This window comes from Anoxybacter fermentans (assembly GCF_003991135.1).
Taxonomy (GTDB): domain Bacteria; phylum Bacillota; class Halanaerobiia; order DY22613; family DY22613; genus Anoxybacter; species Anoxybacter fermentans.
Genome location: NZ_CP016379.1, coordinates 324,213 through 342,738 on the forward strand (window position 1 = coordinate 324,213; position 18,526 = coordinate 342,738).

Below are 18,526 nucleotides of genomic sequence, written 5' to 3' on the forward strand. Positions count from 1 at the left end.
ACTATGGTTGCAGTAATATTCAAAACTTAATTTAAGATTTAAATTTAATTTTTGAGAAAGGACGGATTTGAGCTATGCAAGACATTACAGTAGGAAATTCACAGGTTATTAGAGATTGGAATTTGGGTGGTATTTTTAAATTAATTCATAAATTAGGTCCTATATCTAGAAAAGAATTGGCAGAGAGTACGGGTTATAGTGCAGCTACAGTATCTAATCATGTTAAAACTTTAATAAAAGAAGGTTTTGTGATTGAGACTGAAAAAGGTAATTCTACCGGGGGTAGGAAGCCAGTTTATTTAACTGTTAACCCCAATAAAGGTTATATTTTTAGCATTGACATTGAGGTTAATAAGGTAAAAATAGTAATGTTTAATTTAAAACTCAATCTGGTAATGAAAAGTATTATTCCGATATTGGACAAAAGTAATTCTGATAAAGTTTTTGATCAAATATTTGTTGAAATTGATAAGATGATGGAAGAAAAAAAATTAAAATCGGATGATATTTTGGGAATGGGGATAGCTGTTCCGGGCTTGATTGATAAGGATAACGGAATTTTGGAATTTGCACCTAATTTAGGCTGGCGTAAAATTAATATTCTAAAAATTTTGGGTCTATAATTAATGTTGTGAAGAAAAAATTATAAAAAATAAAAAGGCATTTGCTGGCTCCGTTGAATTAATTAGTTGCGAACTAAAAACCAAAGAAAGGAGTCCAGCAAATGCAATATAATAATATCATAAAATTTCTTGATTTGCCAGACATTATTGCAACTGAAATTATTTCAACGGAGGACAGATATATTTTTATCGCTGAAGCAAAGAAAAATCACATTGTGTGTCCTCAGTGTGGTAATATCACTAATAAAATCCATGATACAAAATGGCAAAATATTAGAGACATCCCCATAAGAGGTAAACTAGTAATCATTAGACTTCTAAAGAAAAGATATCGTTGTCCTTATTGTCATAAGAGGGGTATCCCTGAAAAATATGAAAGTATTGATAAATATGCCCGTAAAACCAAACGCTTTGATAAATATCTTGCTAAAGAAACTGTCAGCAAGGATTATTCTAAAGTTGCTAGAGAAAACGGGTTAAGTTATACAGCTGTTAATAATGCAGTTAAAAAAGTAGTTGACCCTCTCATTAAACAACAAGTTTCAAAACTTAGTCAATTAAAAGCCATCAGTATCGATGAATTTGCAGTTTTAAAACGCCATAAATATGGAGTTAGCATTACAGATCCAATTAATCGGGAGTTAATTGACATTTTACCTACTCGCAAAAAGGATGATTTAATTGACTACTTTAATTGTTGGGAAGATGAACAAAGACGACAGATTCAATCGATCTCTATGGATATGTGGCGGCCGTTCAAAGCAGTAGCAGATGCAGCATTTACTCATGCAAAAATTGTTATAGATAAATTTCATCTTGTAACTTTAATGAACAGAGCCCTTGATGAAGTTAGAAAACAAGTTCAACAAACAGTAAATAATCATCAGAGAAGAAAGTTTTTTCAAAGTCGTTTATTACTCCAAAAACGAGCTGAAGAATTGACAGATGAAGAACATGAAAAGCTCATCAAATTATTTGAACTCAGTCCAGCTCTAGAAAAGGCCTGGGAATTAAAAGAGGAATTCAGAGACTTATTGCAGCTAGATGATGTGAAAGAAGCCACCAGAGCTCTAAAAAGGTGGTATAAAGAAGTAATAAAAAGCAAGCTGATGCCTTTTTACCAGGTAAAAAAGATAATACAAAGATGGGAAGAAAAAATACTAAATTATTTTAAGACTAAGATAACCAATGGCTTTGCTGAGGGTATCAATAACAAGATTAAATTGATCAAAAGGATTGGATATGGTGTTCCAAATGTTATGAATCTAAGGAGAAGAGTATTTAATGCAATGTTAAGTTATTAAATTTAAATGTTTATTTCAAAATCAATTTACCAATCAATTCAACGGAGCCAACTTATCTTTCACAACATTTGACGGAGAGCCAAAATTTTTAAAGATAGGTATGATTTTCCTTTGATTTTAGATAATGAAGCAAAAGCTGCAGCAATTGGAGAAAAAGAATTTTTTCATCACAATGCAGATAATTTAGTATTTGTTTCTATTAATGAAGGGGTAGGCTGTGGGATTATTTTTGATGGTAAATTATATAGGGGAGCCAGTGGGAATGCAGGAGAATTTGGTCATATAATCATTGATAGTAATGGGCCTCAATGTCATTGCGGGAATAATGGCTGTTGGGAAGCATTAGCTTCAGAAAATTATATTGTAAAAAGATATTTAGAATTATCCAATTTCAAGCAAGAATTAACTAAAGATGAAATCTATCAACTTGGTAAAAATGGTGATACCAATGTTCTTAACATTTTTAAAGAGATAGGTAAAAATATAGGAATTGGGTTGGCCAATATTATTAATAGTCTTAGCCCTGAATTACTGATTATAGGGGGTGGTATTACAGAAATAAAAGATTATATTTATGCTGATATTATAGAAGTACTCAAAGAAAAGGCTTTATCTGTTTCATTGGAAAAGGTTGTGGTTGAATTTAGCAAATTAGGTAATTTAGCTACAGTCTATGGAATGGCTAATCTGGTATTTGAAAAAAGTATCAATTTTCTTATTAGGGGTGATTTAAATGCTGAATAGAATCAAAAATAGTGTTGGAATCTGGGCATTTGGAGAAAATGTTACAAGGTTTGTACCTAAAGGTTATCATCGAGAAGTAGCTGGAGAAAAAATGCCGGATAAAGTAAAAAGAGTAGTAGAGGGTCTTGAGGATTGGATTGATGGTTATGAATTTCACTACCCAAACGAAATAAATGAAGAAAATGTAGATGCAATAAAAGAGGCCTTAGGAGATAAAGATATCTATGCAATTCCATTGGGATTTCATATTTTAGAAGAATTTATTCATGGATCATTTATTAATCCTAAAAAAGAGGTAAGAGAATATGCTATTAGATTAGCCAAACAGGCAGTAGATTTGGCGGCTCAAGAAAAGGCTCACTTAATTATCTGGCCTGGTGGAGAAGGTTACAATTATCCTTTCCAGGCTCATTATTCTGAATTGTGGAAAAGATTTATTAATGGTGTAGGAGAGGTAGTTGAATACGCTGGTAAAAAAGGTGTAACTGTATTATTAGAACATAAAAATAGTGAACCAGCTATGTGCATATTAATGAGAAATATTGGAATGACAATCTTTTTAATTAATAAAATTAAAGAACTCGGCGTTGATGTTAGTAATTTAAAGATAAACATGGATTGGCAACACCTTATTATGAATGGTGAACCACTGGCTGAATATGCTGCACTTTTAGGTGCTGAAGGTTTACTTGGTCACCATCATGCAAATAGCGGTTGGGGTACTTTTGATGATGATAATATGACCGGTTCCAGTAATTTTATGCAGATACTGGGCATAGCTAAAGAACTTCAACGGATGGATTATGGTAAGAATGGCGAAAGGATCGGTTTTGATCTCTTCCCATACACAGAAGATCCTATTGAAGCTGTAAAGCAGAGTGTAATACAATGGGAATTTATTTATGATCTGGCCAAGAAAATAGATGATGATAAATTATTAGAAGCTCAACGGAATAAAGATGCAGTTGCTGCCTATAAAACTGTCTATGAAGGTCTGGGCTTAGATCAGAATTATATAGATAGGATTTATGCTGAGAGACAGAAATTATAAAAAGAATAGGTGAGTTATATGAGTTACTTATTAGGACTTGATATTGGTACAAGCGGTATTAAGGCAATTTTAATTTCTGTAGAAGGTCGGATTGTTTCCACTAAAACAAAATCCTATCCTTTAACAATTCCCAATTCAGGGTGGGCAGAGCAATTTCCAGAGCATTGGTGGGAAGCTACCAAAGATGTGATTAAAGAAATTATATCTGAAAGTAGTATTGAAGCTGGCCAGATTAAGGGGTTAAGCTTATCTGGCCAGATGCATAGCTCGGTTTTTCTTGATGATGAGATGAATGTCATTAGACCTGCAATTCTTTGGAGTGATACCCGGACTTCAGAAGAATGTGAAGAGATTTATGAAAAAGTGGGTGGTCTTAGTCATCTCATCGATTATGTATCAAACCCTGCTTTAGAAGGTTTTACTGCTCCTAAGATATTATGGTTAAGGAAAAATGAACCTGAAAATTATGAGAAGATTAAATATGTTCTTTTGCCAAAAGATTATATTCGCTATAAATTAACAGGTGAGGTATTTACAGAAAATTCAGATGCTGCCGGTACCCTCTTGTTTGATGTTATTGAAAAAAAATGGTCGTCCAGTTTACTGACTCAATTAGGTATTGATGGAGATATATTACCACCTGTACTTAATTCAGTAGATATAGCCGGTAGGATTACTGAATCAGTTGCAAAAGAGACAAATCTTAAGATTGGAACGCCAGTGATAGCTGGAGGAGCAGACAATGCCTGTGGTGCAGTTGGAAGTGGAATTATCAAAGAAGGAAGGGTTATGGTAAGCATCGGTTCTTCTGGAGTGGTTTTGGCCCAGGCTAATACTCCAGTAGCTGATCGAAAAGGTAGGATTCATTTATTTAATCATGCCCTTACAGATAGCTGGTATATGATGGGGGTTATGCTCTCAGCGGGTATGTCATTTAAGTGGCTTAAGGAAAAATTATATGGTAATAAAATTGATTATGACAAGTTGACTCAACTTGCCGGGGAAGTAGAACCAGGTAGTGAAGGTTTGATCTTTTTACCGTATTTATATGGTGAAAGAACACCTCATGCTGATGCTAATGCCCGTGGAGTATATTTTGGTATATCGGGAAAACATGATCAACGCCATTTTGTTAGAAGTTTACTTGAAGGAGTAAGTTTTGGTTTAAAAGATTCGCTGGAGTTAATTAAAGAGCAGGGGGTAAAGATTAAGGAAGTACGAGCCATTGGTGGAGGAGCTAAAAGTAAAGTATGGCAACAGATTCTGGCAGATGTTCTGGGAGAAGAGATAAATTTATTAAATGTAGAAGAAGGTCCTGCTTTTGGAGCTGCTTTGATTGCAGGAGTTGGGATAGGTGAGTATGCTAGTTTTGAGGAGGCGGTAAATGAAATTATTAAGGTTCGAGAAACAATTTCCCCAATACCAAAAAATATAGAATATTATAACTCTTATTATCAATTATTTAGACAAATATACTTTAGTTTAAAAGATGATTTTAAAAAACTAAAAAAATTAACCAGGGGGTGGTTAGAAACTTAATTAAGTTATTTAAATTTACGTGGTTGTGAGGCCTTAGGCTAAAATTAAACTATCAAAAGGGGGAAGTTAAAAATGAAAAAGTATTTTTTAGTTGGTCTGGTTTTAACTTTAATGTTGGTGGCAGTAAATATGGGAGTATTGGCTAAAAAAGATCAGATAGTTATAGGTCTTTCAATGGACAATTTACGTTTGGAAAGATGGCAGCATGATAGGGATATCTTTATTAAAAGAGCAGAAGAATTGGGAGCAAAAGTTCTGGTACAGTCAGCTAATAGTGATGATATGTTACAATTATCCCAGGCTGAAAATCTGATTACTCAAGGAATTGATGTATTAGTAATAGTTCCTCACAATGGTAAAGTAATGGGTAGTATTGTTGAAGAAGCTCATAGAAATGGAGTAAAAGTACTTGCATATGACCGGCTTTTGATGGATTGCGAAGTTGATTATTACATTTCTTTTGATAATGTAAAAGTTGGAGAATTACAGGCACAATATTTAGTAAATAAAAGACCTACTGGAAATTATTTTCTGTTAGGTGGTTCTCCAACTGATAACAATGCTAAATTATTTAGAGAAGGTCAAATGAATGTGTTACGTCCTTATATTGAAAAAGGAGATATAAAGATTGTTGGTGATCAATGGGCAAAAGATTGGTTACCTCAGGAAGCTATGAAGATTATAGAGAATGCTTTAACAGCTAATAACAATAATATTGATGTTATAGTTGCATCTAATGATAGTACTGCTGGTGGAGCAATAGAGGCTTTAGCTGAACAGAATTTAGATGGTAAAGTTTTGGTATCAGGTCAAGATGCAGATCTTGCTGCTTGCCAGCGCATAGTGGAAGGTACTCAGGCTATGACTGTTTATAAACCAATCAGAGAATTGGCCACTGTAGCTGCTGAAATAGCTGTTGCTATGGCTAAAGGAGAGGAAATAGTAACAAATGGGGTAGTATTTAATGGTCTTATTGAAGTTCCATCTATATTATTAACTCCTATTCCAGTTGATAAAGATAATATATTAGATACAGTTATCAAAGATGGGTTCCATACTCTAGAAGAAGTTTATAAAAATGTTCCTAAAGAGAAATGGCCTAAATAATTTTTATAAATGTGGATAATGGAAACTTTAAGTTTCCATTATCCACATAATTTAAAGAAAGAAATGGAGTGTGACCCAATGAATTATATATTGGAAACTAAAAACATTACAAAAGATTTTCCTGGAGTTAGAGCTTTAGATAGGGTTTCTATAAAAATAAAAGAAAATGAAATTCATGCTCTTTGTGGGGAAAATGGTGCAGGGAAATCGACCCTTATAAAAATACTAAGTGGTGTTTATCCTTATGGAACTTATGAAGGGCAGATATTTTTAAAGAGTAAAGAACAAAGATTTAACTCGATTAAAGATGCCGAAAAACAAGGAATTGCCGTTATTCATCAAGAATTAACTTTATTTGAAGAATTAACAGTAGTTGAAAATATTTTTATGGGTCATGAAATTGAAAATAAAGGTATTATTGATTGGAATACTATGTATGCTGAGACTAATAAATGGTTAAAAAAATTAAAAATGGATGATGTTAAACCTTCAACTAAAATTGGAACTTTAGGGGTAGGAAAACAGCAACTTATTGAAATTATAAAAGCATTAATAAAAAAATCTAATATTTTAATATTAGATGAGCCAACTGCTTCATTAACTGATAGTGAAGTAGAAATACTTTTTGAAATATTAAAGGAATTGCGTCAAGAGGGTGTAACCTGTATTTATATATCCCATAAATTGGATGAAGTATTTGAGATTGCCGACTCTATTACGGTTTTACGAGATGGAAAGTCAGTAGGAAGTGATAAAGTTGCTAATCTTACAGAAAGAGAAGTTATTAAAATGATGGTAGGTAGAGAGATTAATCAAATGTATCCACAAAAGAAATCTAAAGCCGGTGAACCCATTTTAGAAATTAAAAATTTTAATGTTTATGACCCATATGTTTCCAATAAATTAATTATAGAAGATGTAAATTTTTATTTAAGAAAAGGAGAAATTTTAGGAATATATGGATTAGTTGGTGCTGGTAGAACTGAGCTTGTAACCAGTATTTATGGTGCCTTTCTGGGAGAAAAAAAAGGTAAAATTTATTTAAATAATGAAGAGATTGAAATTAATTCTCCACGGGATGCCTTGCAAAAGGGGATTGCTCTTGTTTCCGAAGATAGAAAAAGGTTTGGTTTAATTCATACAATGGATGTTAAAGAAAACAGTTCTATAGCCTGTCTGAAAAAGTTTAAAGATTATTTATCCATAAATAAAAATAGAGAGATTTTTACTGTGAAAAAATTTGTTAAAGAATTAAAAATTAAGACTGCTTCATTAGAAACTAATGTATTTAATTTGAGTGGTGGTAATCAACAGAAAGTTGTATTGGCGAAAAATTTAATGACAGAACCTAAGGTTTTAATACTGGATGAACCTACCCGGGGAATTGATGTAGGTGCTAAACATGAAATATATAATTTGATGCAAGAATTAGCTGAAAAAGGAGTTTCAATAATCATGGTTTCTTCTGAATTACCAGAGATAATAGGTATGAGTGATAGGATTTTAGTTTTGTGCCAGGGGAGAATAACTGGTGAATTTGACAATAGAGAAAAGAAAGTGACCCAGGAAGATATTATGATCTATGCAACGGGAGGGAAATAAAAATATGAAAGAATCAAAATTCAAGTTTAACATAGATGTAAAGACATATATGATGATTATAGCCCTGGTTGCAATATGGATAATATTCACAGTTATAACTGGTGGATCATTCCTAACAGCCAGAAATATTTCTAATTTATTTAGACAGTCAGTTTTTACTTCTATGTTAGCTATAGGCATGGTCATGGTAATTATATTAGGTGAAATAGATCTTTCTGTTGGTTCAATTGTAGGTTTAACCGGGGGCATTATAGCCATATTTGATGTATGGTTAGATATGGAACCCGTTCTGGCTATATTAATAACTTTAGCTGTTGGAATTTTATTGGGTCTGTGGAATGGATGGTGGGTAGCTTATAAAAAAGTGCCATCTTTTATTGTAACTTTGGGCGGAATGCTAATATTTAGGGGGATATTGATTGGTATAACTAAAGGAACAACTATTGGCCCTATGAGTGGTTTATTTAGATATCTGGGTAAAGATTATTTACCTGACTATGTAGGTATTATTTTAGGTATTTTAGGAGCAATATTTATAATTTTTAATCAATATAAAACAAGAAAAGATAAATTAAAATATGATTTTGAAATTTTACCATTAAAATTAGAAATTGTTAAAACTATATTCTTTGTATTGTTAATCGTCTTATTTGTTTTGATAATGAATAGTTACCACGGAATACCAGTTCCGTTAGTTTTACTTTTGATTTTAATGATTATATTCATTTATATTACTCGTAATACTGTTTTTGGTCGTCATATTTATGCAATTGGTGGAAATAAAGAAGCTGCCCAATTATCCGGTATTAACATTACCAAAATAACCCTTTTAGTTTTTATGCTAAATGGTTTGATGGCTTCCATTGGTGGGATACTTTTAACATCACGGTTAAATGCAGCATCTGTAGCAGCAGGACAAAATGCAGAACTTGATGCAATAGCTGCATGTGTGATTGGTGGTGCAAGTTTAATGGGGGGAATAGGTAGTGTAGGTGGTGCAATTATAGGTGCAATAGTTATGGCTAGTCTTGATAATGGAATGAGTTTATTGAATGTTCCTATGTTTTGGCAATCAATTGTTAAAGGATTAGTATTGATAACTGCTGTTTGGGTTGATATATCATCCAAAAAGAAGGGGAAAGTAGTATAATAGTATAAGAGATATTAAATTTAAGTTGGTTGAAGGTTGTTACTCCCACATGAATGTGGGAGCTTTTCTTTTAGGCAGGATTTTGAGTATAATTTGTAAAAATTAATCTATGATTGTGTTGTAAAAAGCTAATTTTTCGCTTAAGGAGAAATTTTTCGAACCATCTAAAGTTCGATTTCAGTCAAAATAAGACACACTAATCAAAGGCCCTCTTGGCTCTTTATTAGCTCATCACCTCCTGTGATGAGGCCAGTCTTTTCAATCTCGCTAAGATGGTTTATCAAAAAATTTCTATGTTGCTTAAAATTAGCTTTTTGCAGTTTAATCATCTATTTAAGAAGATTTTTTGGGTAGATTACTCAATAAGTTATAAATCGGGAGGTATATTTATGATTCGGGTTACAGCAGCTATTATTGAAAAAGATGGTAAATTCCTCATTGCCCGTAGAAAAGAAGGTCATCTGTCCGGAATGTGGGAGTTTCCGGGAGGGAAGATTGAGGAAGGGGAATCACCAGAAGAATGTCTCAAACGCGAAATTTTTGAAGAGTTGGGTATAATATTACAGTAGGGAAGTATCTGGCTAGTAGCTGCTATGTCTATCCCCATATTTCGATTGAATTGATTGGCTTTATGGCATCTTACCGTGGTGGTGATATAAAGTTGAAAGACCATGATCGGGTTGAGTGGGTAACCCCTGCTGAGATGAAAAATTATATCTTTGCCCCTGCAGATTTACCTTTAATAAAAGCATTAATCAATCGATGATTTTACTCCAAAAAGTTGATTTTTCACTTCAAAAGAAATTTTTCGAACCATCTAAAGTTCGATTTCAGTCGAGATAAGGCACACTAATCAATGGGCCCTCCTGGTCTTTGATTAGCTCATCACATCTTCATATGAGACCTTGTTTCGACTGAAATCTAACTAAAATGGGTTAATGAAAAATTTCATGTTGTTCAAAATTAGCATTTTGCAGTTTAATCATCGATAAAAGTACATATTTCAGGTATTTCCCAGGAAATATTTTTTCTTCGACAGGTTAGTTGAAACCTCGGGACTAAAGTCATAATTAATGGTTTTTTGATGAAGACTTTTAAAAATTGGCAGGTAATCAGTTATGTGATAACGAAAAAGATGGTATATCTAAAGGTTAGGAGGTATGAAAATGTCACGGAAAATTTATTATTATTCGAGAACTGGTAATTGTGCAAGAGTAGCATATAAATATGCAAAAGATAAAGAAAGCTATCTGGTTCAAATCATGGATGTACCTGAAGATCGGTATTGGGGAGCCTGGGGATTTATAAAAGGTGCTATAAATACTCTTAGCAAAAAAGAAGTTTCCTATCGTCTGGTAGGGGATAGATACATAGAGTCATCAGAGATTGTTTTGATTACGCCAGTATGGGCCGGTCAAATCCCCCCTACTTTCCGATCGTTTCTCCAGAATGAATCCTTTGCTTCTGATCTTATGGTACATGTAGTTACAGTTTCCAGAAGTGGGCGGGGAAGGGATGCCTTCCGTCAGGTAGTTAAGATTCTTGAAAAAGCCGGAGTTAGAGAGATTCGGCATCGGAATTTAAAGGAGAATGAGATTGAATAAAATTGTTTGAAAGCCTCTTTGAAGAGGATTAAAAGATTGTTGAGGAAGTGGTCTAAATAGGTATTATTGCTGGCCCTGGAATTAACCGGGTCATTAAGGAAGAATTTTTTGTTGAATATTAACACATTTAACCATATTTTCTAAAATGTATAATTTTCCAGAGGCATTTTATCAAAATTTATGCTAAAATGTAAATAGTTCATCACTTCCTGTAATGAGGCCCATTCTTTTCAATCTCATTAAAATGGTTTAACGAAAAATTTCTATGTCGTTCAAAATTAGCTTTTTGTAGTTTAATCATGTTTAATCATAATTATAAATTTATATTAGAGTAGAATGTCTGTTGACGAGCATTCTGTATTAGGGAACTTGTTTTGGTGGAAGATATTCTTAAAGAAATTTTAACTAATTCTGCAAGGAGTTTGGGTTTCTTTCGAGAATAGAAAAATAGAACAAGGAAGTTAAATTGGGGTTTTGTATTATAAAAAAGGAGGATAAACTCCATACCTGTTATGAGAGGTTATACACGGATTAAAGAATTAAGGAGTGATTTGAAGTGGCAGGTTTTTTCAGGAATCTTATAAATTTATTTAGAGATCAAAATGAAGTAGAATTGGAGAAAATCCAGCCAATTGTTAATCGGATAAATGAATTGGAGCCGCAGATGAAGCAGTTGACTGATGCGGAGCTTAGAGCTAAAACTGATGAATTTAGAGCAAGGCTCAAAGATGGAGAAACCTTAGACGATCTTTTACCTGAAGCCTTTGCTGTGGTCAGGGAAGCGGCCCAGAGGGCGACTCCTGAAAAATTTCGTCATTACGATGTACAGTTGATCGGTGGTATTGTTCTCCATCAGGGGAAGATAGCTGAAATGAAGACAGGGGAAGGTAAAACCCTGGCTGCTACCCTGCCGGCTTATTTGAATGCTCTGCCGGGTAAAGGTGTTCATATTGTTACCGTTAATGACTATCTGGCCAAACGGGATGCCGAATGGATGGGCAAAATTTATGAATTTTTGGGTTTAACTGTTGGGGTTATCTTAAATGGTATGCCCCCAGAGGAACGGAAAAAGGCCTATGCTGCCGATATTACCTATGGTACCAATAATGAGTTTGGGTTTGACTATTTACGGGATAATATGGCCATGTCTCCTGATCATTTGGTACAGCGGGAATTAAACTATGCCATTATTGATGAGGTAGATAGTATTCTTATCGATGAGGCCAGAACTCCTCTTATCATCTCAGGTCCATCAGAAGATTCACCAGAGCTGTACTATCGTTTTGCTAAAATTGTTCCCCGTTTAAAAAGAGATGTGGATTATACCGTAGATGAAAAAGCCAACTCAGTGGCTCCAACTGAAGAAGGTATTCACAAAGTTGAAAAGATTTTGGGTGTCGATAACCTCTATGCCAATGAGCATATGGATCTGGTTCATTATTTAAATCAGGCCTTGCGGGCTTATGTATTAATGAAGCGAGATAGGGATTATGTAGTTTCAGATGGAGAGGTTCTCATTGTTGACCAATTCACTGGTCGAATTATGCCCGGCCGCCGCTATAGTGATGGGTTACATCAGGCTATTGAAGCAAAAGAAGGAGTCAAGATTCAACGGGAAAGCCAGACTCTAGCCAGTATCACCTATCAAAACTATTTTAGAATGTACAATAAATTGGCGGGAATGACCGGTACTGCTGCTACAGAAGAGGAGGAATTTATTAAAATTTATAATCTTCCCGTTGTGGTTGTCCCAACCAATAAGCCTATGATCCGGAAAGATTTACCTGATGTGATCTATAAAACGGAACGGGCAAAGTTTAAAGCCGTAGTAGAAGAGATTGTAAAGCGCCATAAAAAAGGTCAGCCTGTGTTAGTTGGTACTATTTCTATAGAGAAATCTGAACAATTGAGTGATATGCTCCGTAAACGGGGTATTCCTCATCAGGTGCTTAATGCCAAATATCATGCCCGTGAAGCAGAGATAATCAAAAATGCTGGTCAAAAAGGGGCAGTTACCATTGCTACCAACATGGCAGGACGTGGTACTGATATAGTCCTGGGTGAAGGTGTAAAAGAACTAGGCGGTTTGCATATTATTGGTACAGAGCGTCATGAAAGTCGGCGGATTGATAACCAGCTTCGCGGCCGTGCTGGCCGTCAGGGCGATCCAGGTTCTTCTCAATTCTTTATTTCACTGGAAGATGATCTGATGCGCCTTTTTGGTTCAGATAATATCTATGCTATCATGGACAAGTTAGGCATGGAAGAGGATATGCCTATTGAACATCCTCTGATTACCAAATCCATTGAACGGGCTCAGAAGAAGGTAGAAGGCCGTAACTTTGAAATTCGGAAATATGTTTTAGAATATGATAATGTATTAAATAAGCAGAGGGAAATTATTTACAGTCAGCGTCGGGAAATTTTAATGGCCGATGAGATTAAGGATAAAGTATTGGGTATGATGGAAAAAATGTTGGATGATATGTTGGATATTTATCTGCCGGAAGGAGTTCATCCAGAAGATTGGGATTTAAAAGGGTTAGTTACCTATTGGGAGCAGATATTTGCTGAAGAGAATATGATTAAACCTGAAGATTTGAAAGATAAAACTAAAGAAGAAATAAGGGAATATTTCTGGGATATTATGAATCAGCTTTATGATAAGCGGGAACAAACTCTAACTCCCGAAATTATGCGTCGGTTAGAAAAACAGATTGCATTAATGATTATTGACCGCAAATGGATGGATCATCTGGACATGATGGAAGATTTAAGACAGGGAATTGGTCTTAGGGCCTATGGACAGCGGGATCCATTGACTGAATATAAATTTGAATCTTATGAACTCTTTAAAGAGATGACTGAAAGTATCCGTTCAGATATTATCAGAACATTATTCCATATTAAGGTGGTAACAGGTGATACTCAAGTAAAAGAACGTAGGATTAGTCATGTTTCCGGTAATGAGAACACTACCAATATGGCTCTTCGTCAACCTGGGCGTGTTCCTCAACGGGAAATGTATACCAATAAAGATGAAGAGGTAAAGCGCCAACCTATTGTTAAAGGAAGAAAAATTGGCAGAAATGAGCCTTGTCCCTGCGGAAGTGGGAAAAAATACAAAAAGTGCTGTGGTAGATAAAATAAACCTGTGGGTTTCCACAAAAAGGCTGTTGACAGAGTTAGAAGGTCAACAGCCTTTTTGGTTCGTCCGGCATGTTTGTTGAGCTGGTGGACTGTATGTCTAACATCTCTACATGGTGTTGATATATGTCAGATGACCTTTATTATATAAAATTATATAAAAAATCCTGCTGCCTCGTATTATAGCAGCAGGATTATCAACTCCTCGTTTATTGATTTAATATGGCTGATGTTTTCAATGGTCTTATTTTCAGTAGTCATTAGTTATTACTAACTTTCAAAGATTGAATAACTAAATTATTTGGAGACAATAGAAACAATTCCAGCAATAGCAGCCACGGCCACTCCAATAGCGCTGATTACCATGCCAATTATCCACCATCTTGTTGCTACATTATCATTTCTGATTGCTTGAATATCATTTCTGAGTGCTAAAATCTCAGCATGTCTTTGATTATCTCTATCTCGCATTTCAGTTAAAGTTTGATTTATCATTTGAGCAATTCTTTCTTCTGTATCACGTAAAGATCGTTTCATCTCACTAATATCATGGTCTAACTTTTCTAAATATTTTTCTTGCCAATCCATAGAATCACCTTCTTTGGTTGAGGCATATTGCCTATAAGTCTCTAAGGTTTCGAATGTAGTAAGCAAAGACTCTAATTGTTTGTACATCAAATAAATGTATTCGATACTTCTATTATACATAGTATCTAAGTCTGTGTCAACAGTAGAACCTTGAAGCGTGAATTCGGGGGTCTGTTTATTATGTCTAGGGGGAAAGTGTACAATATTAAATGTATCATGATTAAATGTATCATGATTAAATGTATCATGCATTTTCTTCATCAGCAAACACCTCGTTAATCAACATAGATGCGTTATCGAAATCTTCTTGAAGTTTATTAGCAATTTCCTTAGCTAGAATATCTGTTTTAGTAGTCTCTTCATGATGGACATTGATATGTAATTTTGAAACTGGCTTTCCGTCAGTTAATGTAAAGGTGAATATTATCCCATTCTTTTCAAAAGTTAATCTTAGAGACGTATTCGGCCGGTATGTAAACGAGGTTGGCATTTTGGTTATTTTAAATATTTCTTTCACTTCTTCTATTTCCGAACATGTAAAATCAAAATTAAAACCATATGCTGCTATAGAATGCTCTCTTGCAGCTTGAAGTACTTTTTGCAGAATATCTGTAAAATAAGATGGAATACTGCTGTTGACCGCTCTAGACTGGATTTGGAAACGATTATCAAATAATAATATGTCAAAACCTTTATTTCGATATTTAATTATACCTGGACTAATAGGGTCAGGTGACCAAGTTAAAAAGGGATCTTCGTCCGGGAATAGACTTGTAAGTTCATTTACTTTTATCATGGGTTTGCCGCCTTCGGCAAACACGACCACTAGGTTAATGATATTAAGTTCACATTTCAAAACTTTACACCTCCAATCAATCTTTCTTCTTTCTATACTTCCGCAGTATGTATTCTTTAAATTCTTTCAAGCTCATGTGGGCTTCTTCCGGAAGGTCGTTCATAGGGTCATCAGTGCGGTAAGTAGTGAGGGTTTCAACTGGTTGGGGAATGTTTGTGCGATCTAATAAATAATCTATTGAAACGTCAAAGAAGTCAGCTATTTTATGCAATGTTTCATAATCTGGCTCTCTATCTCCCTTTCATAAGGCAAGATAGTAGATTTATCTAATTCTAATAATAAACTTAATTTTTTAAACATTTTTCAAATGTCGTTTACAACACTTCATTTTTATTATACCTTACATAATGTAAAATTTCAATAGGAATAAAAATAACTCTCTAAATCGGAAATATTTTTTAAACTTAGATTCGGCAAGCAAAATGCCTAATGCCTGATATTACGGATTTTGATAACATAAATTATTGAAAAAATTTTTTGTAAAAAAAAAAATAAAAGGGATGACTCCTCTTTTCTGGTAAATAATTAGTGAAAAAAATATCCACAAAGGAATATCCCTATTATAAGTTTACCAGAAAAAATATAAAGAAAGTAAATAGCTTAATCGCAAAAGTTACATTTGATAATAAAACAGTATCTTTAAATGTAGTCTTCACATACATTGAAGCTTTTAAGAATATCATGATTAAACTGCAAAAAGCTAATTTTTCGTTTCAAAAGAAATTTTTCGAACTATCTAAAGTTCGACTGAAATCTCACTAAGATGGTTTAACGAAAAATTTCTATATCGCTTAAAATTAGCTTTTTGCAGTTTAATCATTTTTTTATTTCATTAATAAAGTAATATTCATTTTAAGAGAAAAAGAATAAAATTTCGATTAAGAAGGAATTTTGATATAAATTATAGAAATATTAAACCAAATTTTAAAATTAAAATAGAACTAATTCAATCTAAAAGAATTTGAGAGAGGGGTAGAAAGAATGTTTAAAAAAGTTAGTATTCGTGTACGTTTAATTATATTTTTGCTTTTATTTGGTATTATTCCATTATTAATTTCTAATTATCTTGCTTATAATACTATGCAAGAGACTCTAAAATCCCAGATTTTTTCACGATTAATCGCAGTTCGGGAACTTAAAAAGAATCTAATCTTACAGTATTTTAATCAACAAATGGAAAATGTTCTTTCAGAGGCGGGTAATTCAGAAATTATTAAACATATGGATCGTGTTCGGAGTATCTATGAAGTTTCTGGGTTGGAAAATAAAGAAACTTTTGATATTTACGCAAAGCTTTATGGGGGACCGATTGAAAATTTCGTTAATTCACACGGGTATTATAATTTATTTATGGTAAGTTTAGATGGGACAATCCTGTATTCGGTAAAAAGTGAAAATTTATTTGGAGAAAATATATTAAAAGGAAATTTAAAAAATAATCCTCTTACAGAGATTTTTCAAAAGGCACGTAATGGAAAAATGGCTATCACGGATTTGACATTTTTTACACCCTCTCAAAAGTTGGCTATTTTTTTAGCAAATCCTATATATAAAGATGAAAAACTGATTGGTGTTTTAGTAGTTCAATTGACTATTGATAAGTTGAATGAAATATTAAATGAGGCTTCCGGGCTTGGGGAGACTGAAGAAACTTATCTGGTTGGTTCAGATAATTTAATGAGATCTGATTCCAGATTTGCTGATGAAAGTACAGCTCTCAAAGTAAAGATTGAAACCAGGGCAGCGGAAATGATCTCTGTCGGTAAAGAAGGAACTGAAATTATCATTGGTCCTTATGGTAAAAAAGTACTTAGTTCTTTTTCTCCTATTCAGATTTTGGATTTAAAATGGGGGATTGTTTCTGAAATTCAGGAAAAAGAAGCTTTTGGCTCTATTACTACTCTTAGAAAGCAATTACTTTTCTTAATAGCAATTATAATTTTAGCAACTCTTTTAATTGGATTTGTAGTATCAAATTATTTTTATCAGCCAATCAATAAACTAAATCAAATTGCCAGTGAAATGGCAAAATATAACTTTGATTTAACTTTCGAAGATATTCGACGGAAGGATGAATTTAAAGAATTATTAAATAGTTTTAAAATAATGGCCGGTAATATTGGGCAGTTAATTAAGCAAACAAAAACTACTTTAGAAAATGTTGCTAAAAGCAGTTCAAATATTGTAGAGATTTCCAGTCAGACTACTGAAGCCAGCAATCAATTAACAGAAGTTATCCAGGGAATAGCAGAACGAACCAGTGTTCAAAGTAATAGTACAGAATTAGGCTTACAGAATATTAAAGAATTAGAGACTAAGTTTCAAGAGATTGTTGCTGGTTTTGATAGGATTCTTGAACTCTCAGAAAGTTCTAATTCACTGGCTATGGAAGGTCTTGAAGTTATAAATAAATTAATCAAGAAAAATCAAGATACTTTGTCATTTATTATAAAAAATCATGATATTATTGAATCTCTGCAGAAAAAATCAGAGAATATTGGACAGATTACCGCCTTAATAACTTCTATTGCAGAACAGACAAATCTTTTAGCTCTTAATGCAGCTATAGAATCAGCCAGAGCAGGAGAAGCAGGATATGGATTTAGTGTTGTGGCAGAGGAAATTAGAGAATTGGCTCAAAAATCAGCTGAGGCCGCTCAGGACATAACAAGTTTAATTAAAACTATACAGGACGAGATTAGATTAGTAGTGGAAAATGTAAATAAGAGCAGGGGAATTGTTGATGAGCAGAGCCAGGTAGTAAAAGAAACGGAAAATTATTTTAAAAATATTGCCAATGAAAACAATCAGGTTTTGGAGAAGATCAAAAGTATAGCTGATATAGTTCAAATAATTAAAGCAAATAACCAGGAAGTTTTAAGTCATATGGAGAAGGTTTATTCTATGGCTGAAGAGGTAGCTGCTTCAACAGAGGAAGTTTCTGCAACTACTGAAGAGCAGACAGCATCAATGGAAGAATTGAATAATTTAATTAAGGAACAGCAGAAGGTTATTCAAAAACTTCAAGATCTTATTTTAAAATTTAAAATTTCTGAATCCTGATAGAAGTTTAATGACCCGGTTTTACCGGGTCATTTACATATTACGGAAAAATTGGCCTAAGAAATAGTTTTCAAATTAGCTAAATTATGATATGATGGATAATGAGGAATAATGAAAGATAATGGGAGGATTAAAGTAACAGAACTTG

At 33.6% G+C, this 18,526-nt stretch carries 14 protein-coding genes; 12 read left to right on the plus strand and 2 right to left on the minus strand.

Going from position 1 to position 18,526, the window contains the following annotated elements; genetic code table 11:
* The first annotated feature begins 74 nt into the window (after positions 1-74).
* The 11 genes from BBF96_RS01465 to secA all read left to right on the plus strand — a co-directional run bounded on the left by BBF96_RS01465 (position 75) and on the right by secA (position 13,869).
* On the plus strand, positions 75-623 hold the full coding sequence (locus BBF96_RS01465) for an ROK family transcriptional regulator (protein ID WP_127015509.1): 549 nt from the start codon (positions 75-77) through the stop codon (positions 621-623).
* A gap of 101 nt (positions 624-724) precedes the next feature.
* The gene (locus BBF96_RS01470) at positions 725-1,927 is read left to right on the plus strand and encodes an ISL3 family transposase (protein WP_081499421.1); all 1,203 of its coding nucleotides are present in this window, start codon (positions 725-727) and stop codon (positions 1,925-1,927) included.
* An 84-nt stretch (positions 1,928-2,011) separates the two neighbouring features.
* On the plus strand, positions 2,012-2,671 hold the full coding sequence (locus BBF96_RS01475) for an ROK family protein (RefSeq protein ID WP_127015510.1): 660 nt from the start codon (positions 2,012-2,014) through the stop codon (positions 2,669-2,671).
* Positions 2,661-3,722: a TIM barrel protein gene (locus tag BBF96_RS01480; protein WP_127015511.1), complete on the plus strand. Its 1,062-nt coding sequence runs from the start codon at positions 2,661-2,663 to the stop codon at positions 3,720-3,722. Before BBF96_RS01475 ends, BBF96_RS01480 begins: the two co-directional genes overlap by 11 nt.
* 18 nt (positions 3,723-3,740) lie before the next feature.
* Positions 3,741-5,261 (plus strand): xylulokinase, encoded by a 1,521-nt coding sequence (xylB, locus tag BBF96_RS01485; protein WP_127015512.1) that lies wholly within the window; start codon positions 3,741-3,743, stop codon positions 5,259-5,261.
* 111 nt (positions 5,262-5,372) lie between these two features.
* Positions 5,373-6,368, plus strand: a complete 996-nt coding sequence (gene xylF, locus BBF96_RS01490) for a D-xylose ABC transporter substrate-binding protein (protein ID WP_418655007.1) — start codon at positions 5,373-5,375, stop codon at positions 6,366-6,368.
* Positions 6,369-6,446: 78 nt separating this feature from the next.
* Complete coding sequence (locus BBF96_RS01495) at positions 6,447-7,970, plus strand: xylose ABC transporter ATP-binding protein (protein ID WP_127015514.1); 1,524 nt, start codon at positions 6,447-6,449, stop codon at positions 7,968-7,970.
* A gap of 4 nt (positions 7,971-7,974) precedes the next feature.
* Complete coding sequence (locus BBF96_RS01500; RefSeq protein WP_127015515.1) at positions 7,975-9,120, plus strand: sugar ABC transporter permease; 1,146 nt, start codon at positions 7,975-7,977, stop codon at positions 9,118-9,120.
* A 389-nt stretch (positions 9,121-9,509) separates the two neighbouring features.
* Positions 9,510-9,689 carry an NUDIX domain-containing protein gene (locus BBF96_RS01505; RefSeq protein ID WP_127015516.1) on the plus strand — a complete coding sequence of 60 codons (180 nt, stop codon included), beginning with the start codon at positions 9,510-9,512 and terminating at the stop codon, positions 9,687-9,689.
* A 597-nt stretch (positions 9,690-10,286) separates the two neighbouring features.
* Complete coding sequence (locus tag BBF96_RS01510; RefSeq protein WP_127015517.1) at positions 10,287-10,724, plus strand: flavodoxin family protein; 438 nt, start codon at positions 10,287-10,289, stop codon at positions 10,722-10,724.
* A gap of 556 nt (positions 10,725-11,280) precedes the next feature.
* The gene (gene secA, locus BBF96_RS01515) at positions 11,281-13,869 is read left to right on the plus strand and encodes a preprotein translocase subunit SecA (RefSeq protein ID WP_127015518.1); all 2,589 of its coding nucleotides are present in this window, start codon (positions 11,281-11,283) and stop codon (positions 13,867-13,869) included.
* A gap of 299 nt (positions 13,870-14,168) precedes the next feature.
* On the opposite strand, the gene BBF96_RS01520 is transcribed toward secA, so the two are convergent.
* Together BBF96_RS01520 and BBF96_RS01525 are read right to left on the minus strand one after the other, a co-directional pair.
* A complete protein-coding gene (locus BBF96_RS01520; protein ID WP_127015519.1) occupies positions 14,169-14,720 on the minus strand; it encodes a hypothetical protein in 552 nt (183 codons plus the stop codon).
* The gene (locus BBF96_RS01525) at positions 14,704-15,315 is read right to left on the minus strand and encodes a hypothetical protein (protein WP_127015520.1); all 612 of its coding nucleotides are present in this window, start codon (positions 15,313-15,315) and stop codon (positions 14,704-14,706) included. The genes BBF96_RS01520 and BBF96_RS01525 overlap by 17 nt, the downstream gene beginning before the upstream one ends.
* Before the next feature lie 981 nt (positions 15,316-16,296).
* Between BBF96_RS01525 and BBF96_RS01530 the strand changes: the two genes are divergently transcribed.
* Positions 16,297-18,378 carry a methyl-accepting chemotaxis protein gene (locus BBF96_RS01530; RefSeq protein WP_127015521.1) on the plus strand — a complete coding sequence of 694 codons (2,082 nt, stop codon included), beginning with the start codon at positions 16,297-16,299 and terminating at the stop codon, positions 18,376-18,378.
* Positions 18,379-18,526 lie beyond the last annotated feature (148 nt).